A 16603-nucleotide genomic window follows, 5' to 3' on the forward strand; every position below is an offset into this window, starting at 1 on the left:
TGCCGGGGACCAGTTGGCCGGTCCCCGGCTGGCGCGTCTCAGGCTTCAAGCCAGAGATATTCCGCCATTGCGTAGCCCATCATGCCACCGAGCGGGTTCGCCTCCAAACCCTTCACCTTGCTGGAGAGGGCATCGACGTTGGAAATGTAGGCCGGGATGATGGTGCCGGCCTCCTCGGAGACCATGGTCTGCATCTGGCCGTAGATTTCCTTGCGCTTGGCCTGGTCGAGCGAGCCGCGCGCCTCGATCATCAGCTTGTCGAACTTCTCAGACTTGTACTGGCTTTCGTTCCAAGGCGCGTTGGAGGCGTAGAGGAGCGAGAACAGAATGTCCGGCGTCGGGCGTGGATTGATGTTGCCGAAATGGATCGGCGCCTTGAGCCAATAATTGTCCCAATAGCCGTCGGACGGTACGCGCTGGACGTCCAGCTTCATGCCGATGTCCGCGCCGGCGGCCTGGATGATCGTCGCCATGTCGATGGACGAGGTCGCGGCATCGGAGGCGACCACTGGGATGGACTGGCCGAGCAGGCCCGACTTCTTGAAGTGGAACTTGGCCTTGTCCGGGTCGAAAGCCTTCGGCTTGAGGTCGGCATTGTGGAAGATGTTCGCCGGCGAGACGGGCTGGTCGTTGCCGACTTCGCCAAGGCCGCGCAATGCCGATTTGACGATCTGCTCGCGGTTGACGAGGTATTTCATGCCGGCCACGAAGTCGGCCTTATTGCCCGGATCCATGTCGAGCCGAATGTTGAGGTCCGTGTAGTTGCCCGAGGTCGTCTTCGACAATTCGAAGCCCTGCTGGCCGCCGATGAGCTTCATCGCGCGCGGATTGATCGAGGCGGCGAAGTTGATGTCACCGGAAAGCAGAGCGTTGACGCGGGCGCTGTCGTCGCTGATGGCGATGAATTCGAACGAGTCGAGATAGGGCTTGCCCGACTTCCAGTAATTCTTGTTCTTGGTGACGACCGACCGCACGCCCGGTTCGAACGTTTGCAGCACGAAGGCGCCGGTGCCGTTGCCCTTGGAGAAGTCGGTGGTGCCATCCTGGACGATCATGAAGTGATGCAGCGCCAGGATCGTCGGGAGGTCGGCATTCGGGTCGGCAAGCGCGATTTCGACGGTCGATTTGTCGACCGCCTTGAAGCCAGTCATCTGCGCGGCGATCTTGGCGACCTTGGAGCCAACCGATTTGTCGAGATGGCGCTTCAGCGAGTAGATAACGTCTTGTGCAGTGAGGTCCTTGCCGTCGTGGAAGGTGACGCCCTTGCGCAGCTTCACGGTCCAGGTCTTGGCGTCCTTGCTGTCGAAGCTTTCAGCCAGTTCCATCTGCGTGACGCCGTCCTTGTCGAGGAAAGTAAGGCGGTTGTAGAGCGAGCAGCAGCGGACATAGTCGGTAGAGAGCGATGCCTTCGCCGGATCGAGCGTGTCGGCGGTCGAGGACGACCAGCCGGCGGCCTTGAAACTGCCGCCGGAAGCCGGCGTGGCGGCGACGGCATTCGTGGCGCGGCCGAGCACCAGGCTACCCGCGGCAATCGCGGCTCCACCGGCCAGCAACATCTTGAGGAGTTCGCGGCGGCTCGCGCCCCGCCGAATGGCGTTTTCGACCATGGCATCGTCTGCACCGGTCCAGTTCGTGATCTTGTCGGTCATATCATTCCCCTTTCTGTTTGTTTTTCCGGTTCGCTCGTCTTGCTGCGGCTTTTCCGGGGTTGGGCTCAGCTTCGTTCCTTCAGGCTTTCCCGCACGGCCGCCGCCAACGCGGCCATCGAGGTGAAGTGGTAGTCGGGCACGGTGAAGCGCTCTGGCTCGATCGTGCCGCCATAGCCCTTCTGGGCATGCCGACGCTCGATCCAGCAGTTGGTCAAGCCAAGCGCGCGAGATATGCCGATATCGTGATATTGGCTTTGCGCGACATGCAGGATGTCATCCTTGCTGTCGCCCCTGGAGGCCACGAAATCGAGGACCTTCCGGAAAAATGCTGGGTCTGGTTTCTCCGTGCCCGTATCGTCGGCCGTGAAGGTGGCGAAGAAGGGCGATCCCAGTTGTTTCTCAAAATGATCTAGCGCCCAGCGCCGGGCGTTGGTCATGGCGATCAATCTGTGCGATTTCGCAAGGTCCGCCAATGCTGCGGCGCTGTCTGGGAAACCTGTCCAAATGCTGGCGGAATCCCGCAGCCGTACGCCATATTTTTCTTCGGCGGGCAGGCCGAGCTGCCGCGCAATGAGCATGTACACACGTGCGAGATCGTCGGGGAATAGCCCGGCACCAGGCATGTAGCGGGCCTGCCGATACAAGGCCAGTGCGGCTTCGCCATCGATGGAAACGCCAGCTTCGGCGGCAATCCCGGCCAGGCAGGTCGTTATCCCACCTTCGAAATCGATCAGCGTGCCGACGACATCGAAGGTCATGTATTTGAACTCGCTAAAGTCCCTGGCCAAACCTGGCTCTCCTCTGCGCGCGGCCGAATTGCATGTGTTGAACAGAACATAATTCCGTGCTGTCCGGGGCGTCGGCCTTTTTCGAAGGCTCTGAAATCCAGGCATTCTGGCCTTGTCTTATGAGCAGTCTGGCACTTCCCCCGCGCTGGATTCGCCGAAAAGGCGTGAGGGGGCGGCACAAAATTGCGAAATCGTCTGCCCCGGCGATATTTCGAGACACGACATATTTCGCCGCCATCATGCCATCGCCTGGCGGACATCGGGATCGGCCAGCGTTTGGTCGAGGGTCCGGCGCGTGCGCTCAATGATCGCATCGATATCAGCGTCGCTGCAACACAGCGGCGGTGCATAGCCGAGAACCCCATGCGCAAAGGCACGGATGATGAGGCCATTGTCCCAGGCCCTGTCGAAGATTCGCCGCGCCGGCATGGCCGACGCCGGAAGCGGTGTCTTCTTTTCCTTGTCGACCACCAGTTCGACCGCGGCGAGCATGCCGCGACCGCGCACGTCGCCGACGAGCGGATGGTCCCTCAGGCCCTCCAAGCCCGCTGTCAGGCGAGCACCTGCCTTGACGCCGTTCTCCAACAGGCCGCCTTCGTAGAGCTTCAACACCGCGAGCGCCACGGCGGCGCTGACGGGATGGGCGGAATAGGTGTAGCCGTGACCGACCGCCGAGGCGCCCGCGCCATCGGCGATGACGTCATAGACATGATCGGACATGAACACCGCGCCCATCGGAACATAGCCCGAGGTCAAGCCCTTCGCGGTCGTCATGAAATCAGGAATGATCTCCTCGTCCGTGCAGGCGAACAGGGGTCCGGTGCGGCCGAAGCCGGTGATAACCTCGTCGGCAATGAACAGGATGCCGTACTCCCGGCAGAGCTCGCGCATCGCCTTGATCCAGCCTTTCGGCGGGACGATTACTCCGCCCGAACCTTGGATCGGCTCGGCGTAGAAGGCGGCAACCCGCTCAGGACCGATCGCCTCGATCTTCGCCTTCAGCGCGCCCAGCGATGCGGCGATGATCGCGCTCCCGTTGTCGCCCACCGGGTTGCGATAGGGATAGGGGGAGGGGACCTTGTGCTGCCATTCGAAGGGAATGCCAAAACCGGCGTGAAAGGCAGGCAGGGCGGTCAGGCCCGCGCCAACCACCGACGACCCGTGATAACCCTGCTCGATGGAAATGAACTGGTCGCGTTGCGGCTCGCCCCTGGCATTCCAGTAGTAGCGGACGAAACGGATCGTGCTGTCGACCGCATCCGACCCGCCAAGTGTGAAAAAAACGTGATTGAGATTTCCGGGCGCGCGCTCGGCGAGTTCCGAGGCGAGACGGATGGCCGGCTCCGAACCGAGGTCGAAATAGGCGGTGGCGTAGGGAAGCTCGCGCATCTGCCGGGTAGCCGCCTCGACGATGCTGTCATGGCCGTAGCCGGCATTGACGCACCACAGTCCCGCGAAGCCGTCGAGAAGCTGCCGGCCGGAGGCATCGGTCACAGTCGCTCCCTTCGCTGATTTCAGCACACGCACGCCAAGCGCCTCATGACCACGGTATGAAGAGACCGGATGGATGAGATGAGCGCGATCGAGTTCGATCAGGGAATTGGCGAGCATTGTTGTTCTCCGGCTAGCCTAGCGCCTGGTTGGCGAGGGCGTAAACTTTTGGCCTGGCCTGTTCCGCGTCCATCTTGGGCGGACGGTCCATGGCCACGCCGCCGCCGACATGGGTGAGGCCGATTTCCTCTAGCCAGCCGGCGATGCCGGTCCCGATGCCGGTATCAACGCGCAGGAAGGCGCCGGGACGCGGCGCGGCGAAGAAGCCGATCAGGGCCTTCGCATCGTCGATACTTCCCGCGATGACCGGACCGATCACCTCGCCGCGTCCGAACGGGCGGATCGCGGCATGGGCCTCGATGACGCCGTCGCGGCGGATGACAGCGAATTGGCCGCGCTCGGCCAGCGCATCGATCAGAGCCTCACGGTCGGCGCCATAGGCGTCGCGGTCCAGCGCCTTGATTTCAGGCAGATCGTCGGTACCGGCGGCTTCCACGCCGTCGGGCGCGCCAAGCTTGGCAACGCTGCCCTGATGTTGCCGGATCGTACCGGACGGCACGAAGCCGAGCTTTTCATAGAGAGGCATGCCGTCCGCTGTCGCGACAAGCCGCAGCGGACGGTCGCCGGCAAGGGCGAAGGCCTGATCCATCAGCCGGCGCCCGAGCCCCTTGCCCCGCACATTCCTGTCGACGATCACCATGTTGATCATGGCGCAATCCATGCCGTAGGGCGTTACCAGGATGGTTCCGGTGACGCGGCCCTGATCATCGAGCGCAACCGCACCGTTCGAGAGCTGCAGCGCCATCTGCCAATCCTGCGGACGATGCGGCCAGTTCTCCTGACGAGAAAGCGCCACCGCGCCCTCGATATGGTCGGGCCCGAAGGCCTGGAGTTCGATGTCGCCCTGCTGCATGAGGCATCCTTCCGTCTGCTGCCCAAGTCTCGGCCATCGGCGCGCCGCAGATCGTCTGAAGGCATTGGTTTCGGCAGTATCTTTCGCCGTAGCGCGAGGGATGCGCCGCATCTTGTGCTGACGCAGCCCGTGATGAGTGCGCTTTAGGTCGCGAAAGGTGCTCTCGTTGGCCGTCAAGATGCTACAGCGTGCCAAACCGGATGGCGGATACGGAACTTTCTGCTTTCGGGAGGGCGATTTCGGTCAGGTGGGTCGCCGCCTGCCGTCCTATGATGAAAATACATCCCAGCACGGATGTGCTTCCACCGGAGATCGACGGACATGGCTTCCTTCAGGCCCAAATACATCACCTTCGACTGCTACGGCACGTTGACCTTTTTCCAGATGGCGGAAGCGGCGCGAGATCTCTATGGCAGCCGCCTCGACGAGCCGCGCATGCAGGAATTCATCAAGAACTTCGCGGCCTATCGGCTCGACGAGATCATGGGCGACTGGAAGCCCTATGCCGACGTCGTCCACAACGCGCTCGAGCGTGCCTGCAAGCGCAACGGTGTCGCCTTCAGCGCCGACGACGCGAGGATGGTCTATGAGCGTGTCCCGACCTGGGGGCCTCACGCCGACGTTCCGGCCGGTCTGGCGAAGGTCGCCAAGGAGATTCCGCTGGTCATCCTGTCCAATGCGATGGATGCGCAGATCATGTCCAATGTCGAGAAGCTCGGTGCGCCGTTCCATGCCGTCTACACGGCTGAGCAGGCGCAGGCCTACAAGCCCCGTTTCAAGGCCTTCGAATACATGTTCGACAGGCTGGGCTGCGGCCCGCAGGATGTTCTTCACTGCTCGTCTTCGTTCCGCTACGACCTGATGTCGGCACACGATCTCGGCATCAAAAACAAAGTCTGGGTCAATCGCGGCCACGAACCGGCCAACCCCTACTATGGCTATGTCGAGATATCAGACATTTCCGGTCTTGCGGGCGTCGTTGGGCTCTGAAACAGGCGGATTGAAAATGAAGTTCGTCTCCTACTGGCACGACACCGCCGCCGTCTTTTCCGGCGGGGCGCAAGGCCCGGTCGAGGGACACTACGATGCCGCCATCATCGGCGGCGGCTTCACCGGCCTTGCCGCCGCACACCGACTGGCAAGGGCTGGCGCGAAGGTGGCTGTGCTGGAGGCGGAGCGGGTGGGCTGGGGCGCATCCGGGCGCAATGGCGGGCACCTCAACAACGGTCTCGCCCACAGCTACCTTTCGGCCAAGGCGGAACTCGGCAAGGATCGCGCAATCGCGCTTTACCGGGCACTGGACGATTCCGTCGACACCATAGAGGCGCTGGTCGCGGAGGAAGGCATCGATAGCAATTTCCGCCGCGCCGGCAAGCTGAAGCTCGCCTCCAAGCCGCAGCATTTTGATGCAATCGCCCGCAACTTCGAAGCCCTCCATGCCGAGGTGGATCCGGATACGGCGCTGCTGTCGGCGGCTGATCTCAAGTCCGAGATCGCTTCGCCCTTCCACGGCGCGATGCTGTCGAAGAAGAGCGCCATGATGCATATGGGCCGCTATGTGGCGGGTCTTGCCACTGCAGCCGCCCGCCACGGCGCCGCCATCCACGAGAATGCGGCGGTGACCGACCGCAAGCAGGCTGGCAAGCGGCATGAGCTGACCACTTCCCGAGGCCAGATCAGCGCCGACAATGTGCTGGTGGCGACCGGCGCCTACACCACACCCAATTTCGATTATTTCCGCCGCAGGATCATCTCCGTTGGCAGCTTCATCATCGCCACGCGCCCGCTGAGCGACGCCGAGATCGCCGCGACGATGCCGGGCAACAGGACATGCGTGACCTCGATGAACATCGGCAACTACTTCCGGCTCTCGCCTGACAAGCGCCTGATCTTCGGCGGCCGCGCACGCTTCTCCGCGACATCGGACCAGCGCTCCGATGCCAGGAGCGGAGAGATATTGCGGGCCGGCCTCGCGGCGATCTTCCCGCAGCTCGCCAAGGTCGAGATCGACTATTGCTGGGGCGGACTGGTCGACATGACCAAGGACCGCTTCCCGCGCGCCGGCTACCATGATGGGGTCTGGTACGCGATGGGCTATTCCGGCCACGGCGCGCAGCTGTCCACTCATCTTGGCATGATCATGGCCGATGCCATGCTCGGCCGCGAGGACCGCAATCCGCTGAAGGGGCTCGAGTGGCCGTCCATTCCCGGTTATTCCGGCAAGCCCTGGTTCCTGCCGATGGTCGGCCTCTACTACAAGGCGCTCGACCGGATTCAGTGATCGCCGCTCCGGGGCTTCAGCCAAATTGCCTCAGCCCAGCCCACCGATGTGGAAGCTCTTCATCTCGAGATATTCCTCGATGCCGGCCTGCGCCCCTTCACGCCCGAGGCCGGACTGCTTGACGCCGCCGAAGGGGGCCACTTCCATCGACACAGAGCCGGTGTTGAGACCGACCATGCCGAACTCCAGCGCCTCGCCGACGCGCCAGGCGCGTTTGAGGTTTTCGGTGTAGAAGTAGGAAGCAAGCCCGTAGGGCGTTCCATTGGCCAGCGTGATCGCTTCCTCTTCCGTCTCGAAGCGGAAAAGTGGCGCGACCGGACCGAACGTTTCCTCACCGGCAAGTTGCATCTCTTCTGTGGCGCCGGTCAGCACCAGCGGCGCGACATACTGAGGGCCGTCGGGCAACGCCGGCCTCTCGGTGATGATCGCAGCACCTTTGGCGAGCGCGTCCTCGACATGGCGGTTGATCTTCTCGACCGCCGCCATGTTGATCATCGGCCCGATAGCGACGCCGGGCTGCGTGCCCGGCCCCACCGTCATGGCGTTGACGCGGGCGGAAAGCTTCGCAGCGAAGGCTTCATAGACACCGGCTTGGACGAGGATGCGATTGGCGCAGACGCAGGTTTGGCCGCCGTTGCGGAATTTTGAGGCGAGCGCGCCCTCGATGGCGAGCTCGAGATCGGCATCATCGAAGACGATGAAGGGCGCGTTGCCGCCGAGTTCGAGGCTGAGCCGCTTCACGCTGTCGGCCGCACCGCGCATCAGCAGCGAACCGACCCGCGTCGAACCGGTGAACGAGATCTTGCGAACGGCCTCGTTCGCCATGATCTCGTTGCCGATCTCTGTGGGCATGCCGGTGACGATGTTGATGACGCCGGCGGGGATGCCGGCGCGCTCGGCAAGCACGCCGAGCGCCAGCGCCGAATAGGGGGTGAACTCTGACGGCTTGATCACCACCGTACAGCCGGCGGCCAGCGCCGGCGCGACCTTGCGGGTGATCATCGCATTGGGAAAGTTCCATGGCGTGATGATGCCGCACACGCCTACGGGTTCCTTCAAGACGATGATGCGGCGGTCTTGCGTCGGCGAGGGGATGGTGTGACCGTTGATGCGGCGCGCCTCCTCCGCGAACCATTTGACGAAGGACGCGCCGTAACGGATCTCGCCCTTGGCCTCGTCCAGCGGCTTGCCCTGTTCGGTCGTCAGGATCAGCGCAAGATCGTCCAGATGCTTAAGCATCAGCCCATGCCAGGCCTCCAGGAGGACAGCGCGCTCAGCGTTGGTTTTCTTTCTCCAATCGCGATAGGCGGAAGCCGCGGCCTCTACGGCCGCGCGGGTGTCCGGACCGGCCATGTCGGGCACCGTGCCGATCGCCGCCTGGGTCGCCGGATCGACGACGTCGACCGTCCTGCCGGAGCCGGCTGCGACCCATTGGCCGCCGATCAGGCCGGCTTCGCGGAAGAGACTTTTGTCCTTCAGGTTTTTCATCGAAAACGACCTTGCAATCAGGTGAGGGAAGCGACGATGGCGGCCGTAATGGCCTCCGTCCGGTCCTCGCCGGGAATAGTGCCTATGCCTCTGGCGGTTGCGGCTTCGACCGCTTTCACAACGCGGTCCGCCGCAGCCTTTTCACCGAGATGTTCGAGCATCATGGCGCCGGACCAGATGGCGGCGATCGGATTGGCGATGCCGAGATGGGCTATGTCGGGCGCCGAGCCGTGTACCGGCTCGAACATCGACGGCGCCGAGCGGACGGGATTGATGTTGGCCGAGGCGGCGTAACCGAGCCCGCCCTGGATCGCCGCGCCGATATCGGTCAGGATGTCGCCGAAGAGGTTGGAGGCGACGACCACGTCGAGGCTCTCCGGCGCCATGATCATGCGCGCTGCGAGCGCATCGACATGATAGCTGGTGACTTCGACATCCGGATAATCCGCGGCCAGCTTTCGCGTGATCTCGTCCCAGAACACCATCGAGTATTTCTGCGCGTTGGACTTCGTGACGGAGGCCAGCTTGCCCCGACGCGACCGCGCCTGCTCGAAGCCGAAGCGCAGGATGCGCTCGACGCCGGCGCGGGTGAAGATCGAGGTTTCCACAGCGACCTCGTCCAGCGTGCCTTGATGCACGCGCCCGCCGGCACCGGAATATTCGCCTTCGGTGTTCTCGCGGATGCACAATATGTCGAAGTTTTCAGCGCGCAGCGGGCCGGTCACGCCCGGCAGCAGGCGGTGCGGCCGGATGTTGGCATATTGCACGAACGCCTTGCGGATCGGCAGCAGGAGACCGTGCAGCGAAACGGAATCCGGCACCTCCGCCGGCCAGCCGACGGCGCCGAGAAGAATGGCGTCGAAGCCGCGCAAGGTCTCGATGCCGTCCTGCGGCATCATACGGCCGGTTTCCTTGAAGAATTTGCAGGACCACGGGAATTCGGTTCCGGTCAAGGCAAAGCCCGCGCGTTTGGCTGCGGTCTCCAGCACCGTCCAGGCGGCGGCGGTCATATCGCTGCCGATGCCGTCACCGGGGATCAGTGCGATCGAATAGGAGTTCATCGGCGTCTCTCTACAGGCTGATCAGGACGCTCTTGGTCCTGCGGTTGGCGAGATAGGCCTCGCGGCCGAGATCCTTGCCGATGCCGGAGCGCTTGTAGCCGCCGGTCGGCAGGATATGGTCGCGCGAGCGGCTGTAGCGGTTGACCCAGACAGTGCCGGCTTCGAGCTTGCGCGCGAAGCGGATCGTGCGGGACAGGTCGGAGGTGAACAGGCCGGAAGCCAGCCCGTAGGTTGGATGGGTGGATAGCGCCAGCGCCTCCTCCTCGGTCTCGAACGTCTGGATGGTCAGGACCGGGCCGAAGATTTCCTCGACGATCGCCGGATTGGCCTGGTCGACATCAGCGATCAGCGTCGGCTCGTAGAAATAGCCGGGATTGTCCATGACGTTGCCGCCGGTCAGGCATTCGGCGCCTGCCTCGACCGCGGCCTTGACGATGCCGTCGATACGCGCCCGCTGCCGCTCCGAGATGACAGGCGAATACTGTGTCGCCTCGTCCCAGGTCGGGCCGGGCCGCACAGCTTTCATCCGCTCCAGGATGGCGGCCGTCAAATTGGCGGCCACGCTCCTCTCGACGATCAGGCGCGCGCCGGCCACGCAGGCCTGACCGGCATTGAAGGTGACGCTGCCGGCGATGGCCATTGCGGCCTTGTCCAGATCGGCATCGGCAAAAACGATCTGCGGGCTCTTGCCGCCGAGTTCCAGCGTCATCGACTTGACGCCGGTGCGGGCGACATTCTCCATGATTGCCGATCCGGCGCGGGTCGAGCCGGTGAAGGAGATCTTGGCGATCTCGGGATGGCCGGTCAGCGCCGTGCCGGTCGTCGGACCATCTCCCAGCACAACGTTTATGAGTCCTGCCGGCAGGCCCGCCCTCACCGCGAGTTGCGCCATATAGACTGCCGAGAAGGGCGTCATTTCCGACGGCTTGAGGATGACCGCATTGCCTGCGGCCAATGCCGGAGCAAGCTTCCATCCGGCCATCGAGATGGGAAAATTCCAGGGCGTGATGGCGCCGACCACGCCATAGGGCTCGCTCATGATCATGCCCAGACTGGCGTCGTCGGTCGGTACAAGCTCGCTGCCTTCCTTGTCGGCGAATTCGGCAAAGAAGCGGATCTGCTCGGCGGTGACAGCGATGTCGCCGGCAACGAGTTGGCCGACGGGCCGGGTCGAGCACAGCGCCTCGATCCTGGCCAGCGTTTCGGCCTCCGCCTCGATCAGGTCGGCCCAGGCCTGGAGTGTCTTCGTCCGTTCGCGCGGCCGAACACCGCCCCAGTTGCTGGACTTCAGTGCCGCCTTGGCGCTTTCCACGGCACGGTCGACCATATCGCCGCCGGCCACCGGGCAGGCGGCATATGCCTTGCCGTCCGACGGTCGGCGCATCTCGATCGCACCCTCGGCTGCGATCAGCTCTCCGCCAATGAGATGGCCGACGGGAAGGGAGACGGTATCGGGGTCGAAGCTCAGGCCCATGGCACCCCACTCTGGACTGTTTTGCAGGAGCCTAGCGCGGGCAGCAGCGCAGCATGCACCGTTCGGCGATCGGTCGCGGATGATTGTTGTGTGCCGGCGATGACAGACGGCAAAATCTGTTGCGGAGGCCGGCGCCTCGCGTGCTCCCGCTACCCTACGGTCACGTAGATCTTGCGTACCGTTTCGATGGTCTTCCAAATCCCGGTGAAGCCAGGTTTCATCACGAAGCTGTCTCCGGCGCGGTAGGTCACCGGCTTGCCGCCGTCTGGAGTGATTTCGATCACGCCCGAGAGGATCTGGCAGAACTCGAAAGTGTCGCCCTTGATCGAGCGCGTTTCCCCAGGGGTCGCCTCCCAGACGCCGGTATGGACGAGGTCGCCCTTGGCGACATCCTGCGTCCAGGTCTTGAAGGCGGGGTTGCCGGAAATCAGCCGTTCAGGCAGCGCCCCGGATTCGCGCGGCTGGAAGGCAGGACTGGTGTCGACGGTCTTGAGCAGGGACAAGGGTGGCCTTTCATGTTGAACTTCAATAGCCGCGCGACCGGTCGACGAGCCCGATGGGGTCAAGACCGGCGCGGTAACGCCTGATGTTTTCGACAACGGCCTGTGCGGCGCCGGCGGGCTGGGTGACGCTGGCGATATGCGGGGTCAGAATGATCCTAGGATGCGACCAGAACGGATGACCCGCCGGCAGCGGCTCGGGATCGGTGACGTCGATCATCGCCGCCGACAGTTGGCCGCGGTCGAGTGCGGCGACAAGCGCTTCCTGGTCAAGCTGCGGCCCCCGGCCGGTGTGGACGAGCGCCGCGCCCTTGGGCAGTTTCGCGAACAGCTCGGCACCGAGGAAACCGCGCGTCTCCTCGGTCAGCGGCAGCAGGCAGATCAAAATGTCGCTGGCCGCGAGCATCTTGTTCAGCCCGGGCTCGCCATGATGACAGGCCACGCCCTCAATCTGCCGCGCCGAGCGGCTCCATCCGGCGAGCGGGAAGCCGAAGGGCTTCAGCCGGTCGAGGACGGCTTGGCCAAGCTGCCCGAGGCCGAGCACGCCGACCCGGCGTGACCCGGCCTGCAGCTGCGCGATGTCAGCCCATTCGCCGGCGCGCTGCTGCGCCAGATATCCAGGCAGGTTGCGGTGGAGCGCGAGGACGGCAAGCGTCACATATTCCTGCATCATGCGCACGATGCCGTCCTCGATCATGCGCACGATCTTCACGTTCGCAGGCACCGCATCGAGGCGAAACTGATCGACGCCGGCGCCGATGGAAAACAAGATTTCCAGGTTCCTGTAGCGGGCGAGCTTGTTCCGGCACGGTCCAGCTGATCAGGTACCGCACGGCCTCGGGATCGACCGTGGCGGCATTGGTCGCGAAGGGGACGTCCGGCAGGTCTCTCGCGAAGACATCGGCGAAGATCGCCCCGCGGGGCGCATCCGAATTGAACAGGAATGTCATTCCGGCTGCCCCTTCACGTCGCGCAACGGGCGCCCAGTGTCTCGATCAATTGCTGGCAGGCGGTGAGTTCGCTGGCGAGAATGTATTCGTCCGGCTTGTGGGCGCGGTCTATGTCGCCGGGGCCGCAGATGATCGCCTCGAACCCCGCGGCCTGGTAAAGTCCGGCCTCCGTGCCGTAGCTGACGGCGGCGAGTGGCACCTCGCCGGTCAATTCGCGCAGCAGTCCCGCAAGTGGCGCATCCTGCGGCAGCGACAGCGCCGGATAGGCGCTCATCGGTGTCCACTCGATGCGAAAGCCATTGGCCGCAAGGGCCTCTGCGCGCGCTCTTACAGGCGCCAGCAGGCTTGCCGGGTCGACGCCAGGTATGGCGCGTGCCTCCAGGTCCAGCGTGCAGGTGTCGGGGATGATGTTGACCTGATGTCCGCCCGCCACCACGCCCGCTTGCAACGTGGAGTAGGCCGGCTCGAAGGCGGAGTTGAACGGGCCGTGCGTCAGCCGCTCGGCTTCGTTCACAGTCGCGGTCAGCGCTTCGGACATCGCATGAATGGCGTTGAGCCCAAGATCAGGCCGTGAAGAATGGCCGGGGCGCCCTTTGATGGTTATACGGGCGGCCGCCTTGCCCTTGTGGCCGCGCACGGCGCGCATGCCGCTCGGCTCGCCGACGATGACGCCGAGCGGTTTTGCGCAAAGTTCGGGAAGTCGGGCGATCAGGTGTGGCACGCCGCGGCATCCCACCTCCTCGTCGTAGGAGAACGCGAGATGGATCGGCCTGGCGAGCCGCAGGCCAGCCAGCATGGGCACGGCCGCGAGTGCCGCGGCAAGAAAACCCTTCATGTCCGTGGTGCCACGTCCGTAGAGCCGTTCGCCCTCCTTGCGTAGCGCAAAAGGCGCCGAACTCCATTGCGGCTCACTGGCAGGAACAACGTCCATATGGCCCGACAGCATGTAGCCCGGGACATCGGCGGGGCCGATCGTCGCGAAAAGATTGGAACGATCGCCTTCCGGCCCTGGAAGCACGGTGACCTGGGTTCCGTATTCCGCGAGATAGGTCGCTATCCAGCCGGCGATGTCAGCGTTCGGCCTGCCGGCGACCGATGGAAAGGCGACGAGACGGTCGAGGATGTCGAAGACGTCCATTCCAGCTCTCAACTGTTTCGCGTTCGCCGGGATCGGTGCCGTCGACCATCTGCTGCTAGATTTCCAGAGAGGATGTGCGCGTTCTTTCGCGATTGCGTGCCGAAAGCTGAAATGTTTCAGTTGAATCTTGCGTTGCTGCGCGGCATTTGAGCAAATCTTACCGGTCTGCTCGTTTAGCGTGGCGGCAGAGAATGGCCGCTCTGGCGTGGTAATCTTTCAGGGGCATGGACTTGAAGCCTTCCGAGAGCTTGAAAATCGATACCTTCTCGATGCGGATCGACGACATCCAAAGCGTCGAGCTGGACCGCTTGCACGCGCTATCGCTCTCCGTGGGATGGCCGCATCGCGCCGAGGATTGGCAGTTCTTGCGCCAAGCGGGAGAGGGGTTCGTGGCGCTCGACGAGATCGGCCGGGTTCTCGGCTCGGCCATGTGGTTCGCCCACGGTACCGATTTCGCAACCGTGGGCATGGTCATCACCTCGCCGCGGCTCCAGACGCTGGGAGCGGGGCAATGGCTGATGAAGCGGGTCTTCGAGAACGTCGTTGGCTGCGACCTGCGTCTCAACGCAACGCGTGCGGCAAGGCGGCTCTATCTCTCGCTCGACTTCCAGCCAGAGAAGACCGTTTATCATTGCCAGGGCATCGCCCGCCTGCAAACAACGGACAGGCCAGCAAATATTCGAGGCGATGTCCGGACTCTGGAAGCCAGGGACATTCCCGCAGCAATAGCGCTCGACGCTGCAGGATTTGGCGTGAGGCGGGCGGCACTCATCGAAAGGCTTTTCGCACACTCGGCCGGCTACGGTCTTTTCAAGGATGGCAGGCTGAGCGCATTCGCGCTCTGCCGGCCGTTCGGACGGGGCCACGTCGTGGGGCCGGTCGTGGCGAAAAGCGACGCCGACGCCGTGATAATCGTCCGGCCGCACGTTGCCGACCATTCGGGGTCTTTCCTGCGGATCGACACGCACATGGACCATGGCGAGTTCGCTGCCTTTTTGTCGCACAGCGGAATGCCTGTTTTCGACACGGTGCTCACCATGTCGATGGGCAAACGCCTCGCCGATTTTGCCGTCCGCGGTGCAGTTGCACCGGTAACCTACGCCCTCGCCAGTCAAAGTCTCGGGTAATTCATCGGGTGATCGCGATCTCAGCCGCTACGCGAAGGATCGCAGCGAGAGGGCGAGGGTGGAGCTCATTGCGGAACTAGTGGAGCGAAAGGAAAAAGCAGACCCCGATCTTGTTGAGGCGCCGGTATCGCCAGTGCGTTGTTGACGGCGCGCCCTCCGGCTCAAGGCCAACCTGCATCTTAGATACGCATCAGGGCTGCTTGTTGACCATCAAAAACGCCGTACTAATTCCCGTATTAGTTGGCAAAAAAGTACGGCACCATTTTTCGAACTGTTTGAAAACATTGGTGATCCCGACAGGAATCGAACCTGTGACCTACAGATTAGGAATCTGCCGCTCTATCCTACTGAGCTACGGGACCACGCGGCCAGACACATAGCCGCTTCGGATCGTTTCGCCAAGAGGCTGGCCGAATGCAATTCGGCCAGCCGTTTGCGCTGAAGACAATCAAGCGGCCAGCGCCGTTTCCGCCAGCTTCACCCAATAGCTCATGCCGTGCGGGATGGCCTCGTCATTGAAATCGTAGGCGGGGTTGTGGAGACCGGCGGTGTCGCCATTGCCGATGAAGATGAAGGCGCCTGGGCGGGCTTCCAGCATATAGGAGAAATCCTCGCCGCCCATCACCGGCTGGATGCCGCGGTGGACGTAAGCGTCACCGGCGACACCGATTGCGACATCGCTGGCAAAGATCGTTTCTTCCGCGTGGTTGAAGGTCACGGGGTAATTTGCCTGGTAGTCGACCTCGATCCTTGCCCCAAAGGCGGTCGCCAGCCCGGCACAGATCGTTCGGATGCGCTCTTCCGATTTTTTGGCGATTTCCTTGCGCAAGGTGCGCACCGTACCGGCGATTTCGGCGGTTTCCGGGATGACATTGTAGGCATCGCCGGCGTGGAACTTCGTCACCGACACCACCACGGCCTCGACCGGGTCGATGCTGCGCGAGGCGATCGTCTGCAAGGCGCCGACCAGCTGGCTGGTGATGACGATCGGGTCGATCGTGCCGTGCGGCATCGCCGCATGGCCGCCTTTGCCTCGCACTGTGATGGTGAATTCGGCGGTTGCGGCCATGATCGGGCCTGGGCGAATGGCGAACTGCCCAACTGGCAGGCCTGGCATATTGTGCATGCCGAACACTTTGGAAATGTCGAAACGGTCCATCATGCCGTCCTTGACCATCTCGTTGCCGCCGCCACCTCCTTCCTCCGCCGGCTGGAAGATCACCGCCACGGAGCCGGTGAAGTTGCGGGTCTCGGCGAGATATTTCGCGGCACCCAAAAGCATCGCCGTGTGGCCGTCATGGCCGCAGGCATGCATCTTGCCGGGAATGGTGGAGGCGTAGGGCTTGCCTGATATCTCGTTGAGCGGCAGCGCGTCCATGTCGGCGCGCAGGCCGATGGTGGGGCCTTCGCCCTGGCGGCCGCGGATGATGCCAACGACGCCGGTCTTGCCGAGACCGGTGACCACATCGTCGCAACCGAAGGCTTTCAGCTTCTCGGTGACGAAGGCGGCGGTCTTGAAGACATCGAAGTTGAGTTCTGGCGTCTGGTGCAGATGCTGGCGCCAGCCGGCAACTTCGTCCTGCATTTCGGCGGCACGGTTCAGGATTGGCATGGTGGTTCCATCTCGCTGTTGGGACAGGCGGTGTTGTCCGCTGCTTGCAATTGTGATCGCCAGGCACTTTG

General features: G+C 63.3%; 13 protein-coding genes, 1 tRNA gene and 1 pseudogene. 3 read left to right on the forward strand and 12 right to left on the reverse strand.

Annotated elements, in window-relative coordinates:
* Positions 1-38 precede the first annotated feature (38 nt).
* From NKH57_RS07820 to NKH57_RS07835, 4 genes are all read right to left on the reverse strand, one after another.
* Positions 39-1649 carry an ABC transporter substrate-binding protein gene (locus tag NKH57_RS07820; RefSeq protein WP_352607098.1) on the reverse strand — a complete coding sequence of 537 codons (1611 nt, stop codon included), beginning with the start codon at positions 1647-1649 and terminating at the stop codon, positions 39-41.
* 65 nt (positions 1650-1714) lie between these two features.
* A complete protein-coding gene (locus NKH57_RS07825; RefSeq protein WP_502907269.1) occupies positions 1715-2407 on the reverse strand; it encodes an HAD-IA family hydrolase in 693 nt (230 codons plus the stop codon).
* Positions 2408-2674: 267 nt separating this feature from the next.
* Positions 2675-4048, reverse strand: a complete 1374-nt coding sequence (locus NKH57_RS07830) for an aspartate aminotransferase family protein (RefSeq protein ID WP_352943235.1) — start codon at positions 4046-4048, stop codon at positions 2675-2677.
* 13 nt (positions 4049-4061) lie between these two features.
* On the reverse strand, positions 4062-4901 hold the full coding sequence (locus NKH57_RS07835; RefSeq protein WP_352943238.1) for a GNAT family N-acetyltransferase: 840 nt from the start codon (positions 4899-4901) through the stop codon (positions 4062-4064).
* 321 nt (positions 4902-5222) lie between these two features.
* On the opposite strand from NKH57_RS07835, the gene NKH57_RS07840 reads away from it, so the two are divergent.
* Both NKH57_RS07840 and NKH57_RS07845 read left to right on the forward strand, forming a co-directional pair.
* A complete protein-coding gene (locus tag NKH57_RS07840; RefSeq protein ID WP_352943241.1) occupies positions 5223-5891 on the forward strand; it encodes a haloacid dehalogenase type II in 669 nt (222 codons plus the stop codon).
* Between the two features lie 16 nt (positions 5892-5907).
* Entirely contained in the window at positions 5908-7182 is a 1275-nt protein-coding gene (locus NKH57_RS07845; protein ID WP_352943244.1) for an NAD(P)/FAD-dependent oxidoreductase, read from the forward strand.
* A gap of 30 nt (positions 7183-7212) precedes the next feature.
* On the opposite strand, the gene NKH57_RS07850 is transcribed toward NKH57_RS07845, so the two are convergent.
* The 6 genes and pseudogenes from NKH57_RS07850 to argE form a co-directional block, all read right to left on the reverse strand.
* Positions 7213-8670 (reverse strand): NAD-dependent succinate-semialdehyde dehydrogenase, encoded by a 1458-nt coding sequence (locus NKH57_RS07850; RefSeq protein ID WP_352943246.1) that lies wholly within the window; start codon positions 8668-8670, stop codon positions 7213-7215.
* A 17-nt stretch (positions 8671-8687) separates the two neighbouring features.
* Positions 8688-9731: a tartrate dehydrogenase gene (locus tag NKH57_RS07855; RefSeq protein ID WP_352943249.1), complete on the reverse strand. Its 1044-nt coding sequence runs from the start codon at positions 9729-9731 to the stop codon at positions 8688-8690.
* A 10-nt stretch (positions 9732-9741) separates the two neighbouring features.
* Positions 9742-11205 carry an aldehyde dehydrogenase family protein gene (locus tag NKH57_RS07860; protein ID WP_352943251.1) on the reverse strand — a complete coding sequence of 488 codons (1464 nt, stop codon included), beginning with the start codon at positions 11203-11205 and terminating at the stop codon, positions 9742-9744.
* Between the two features lie 149 nt (positions 11206-11354).
* On the reverse strand, positions 11355-11708 hold the full coding sequence (locus NKH57_RS07865; RefSeq protein WP_352943254.1) for a cupin domain-containing protein: 354 nt from the start codon (positions 11706-11708) through the stop codon (positions 11355-11357).
* 22 nt (positions 11709-11730) lie between these two features.
* A pseudogene (locus tag NKH57_RS07870) lies at positions 11731-12655 on the reverse strand (2-hydroxyacid dehydrogenase).
* 13 nt (positions 12656-12668) lie between these two features.
* Complete coding sequence (argE, locus tag NKH57_RS07875) at positions 12669-13793, reverse strand: acetylornithine deacetylase (RefSeq protein ID WP_352943257.1); 1125 nt, start codon at positions 13791-13793, stop codon at positions 12669-12671.
* Positions 13794-14017: 224 nt separating this feature from the next.
* Between argE and NKH57_RS07880 the strand changes: the two genes are divergently transcribed.
* Positions 14018-14920, forward strand: a complete 903-nt coding sequence (locus tag NKH57_RS07880) for a GNAT family N-acetyltransferase (RefSeq protein ID WP_352943260.1) — start codon at positions 14018-14020, stop codon at positions 14918-14920.
* A gap of 285 nt (positions 14921-15205) precedes the next feature.
* Here NKH57_RS07880 and NKH57_RS07885 read toward each other — a convergent pair.
* Together NKH57_RS07885 and NKH57_RS07890 are read right to left on the reverse strand one after the other, a co-directional pair.
* Positions 15206-15282 (reverse strand) — tRNA-Arg (locus NKH57_RS07885).
* 86 nt (positions 15283-15368) lie between these two features.
* Positions 15369-16532 (reverse strand): M20 aminoacylase family protein, encoded by a 1164-nt coding sequence (locus NKH57_RS07890; protein WP_352727831.1) that lies wholly within the window; start codon positions 16530-16532, stop codon positions 15369-15371.
* Positions 16533-16603: the final 71 nt, after the last annotated feature.

It is taken from the genome of Mesorhizobium sp. M1050, from assembly GCF_040318715.1.
In the GTDB taxonomy this organism is placed as follows: Bacteria; Pseudomonadota; Alphaproteobacteria; order Rhizobiales; family Rhizobiaceae; genus Mesorhizobium.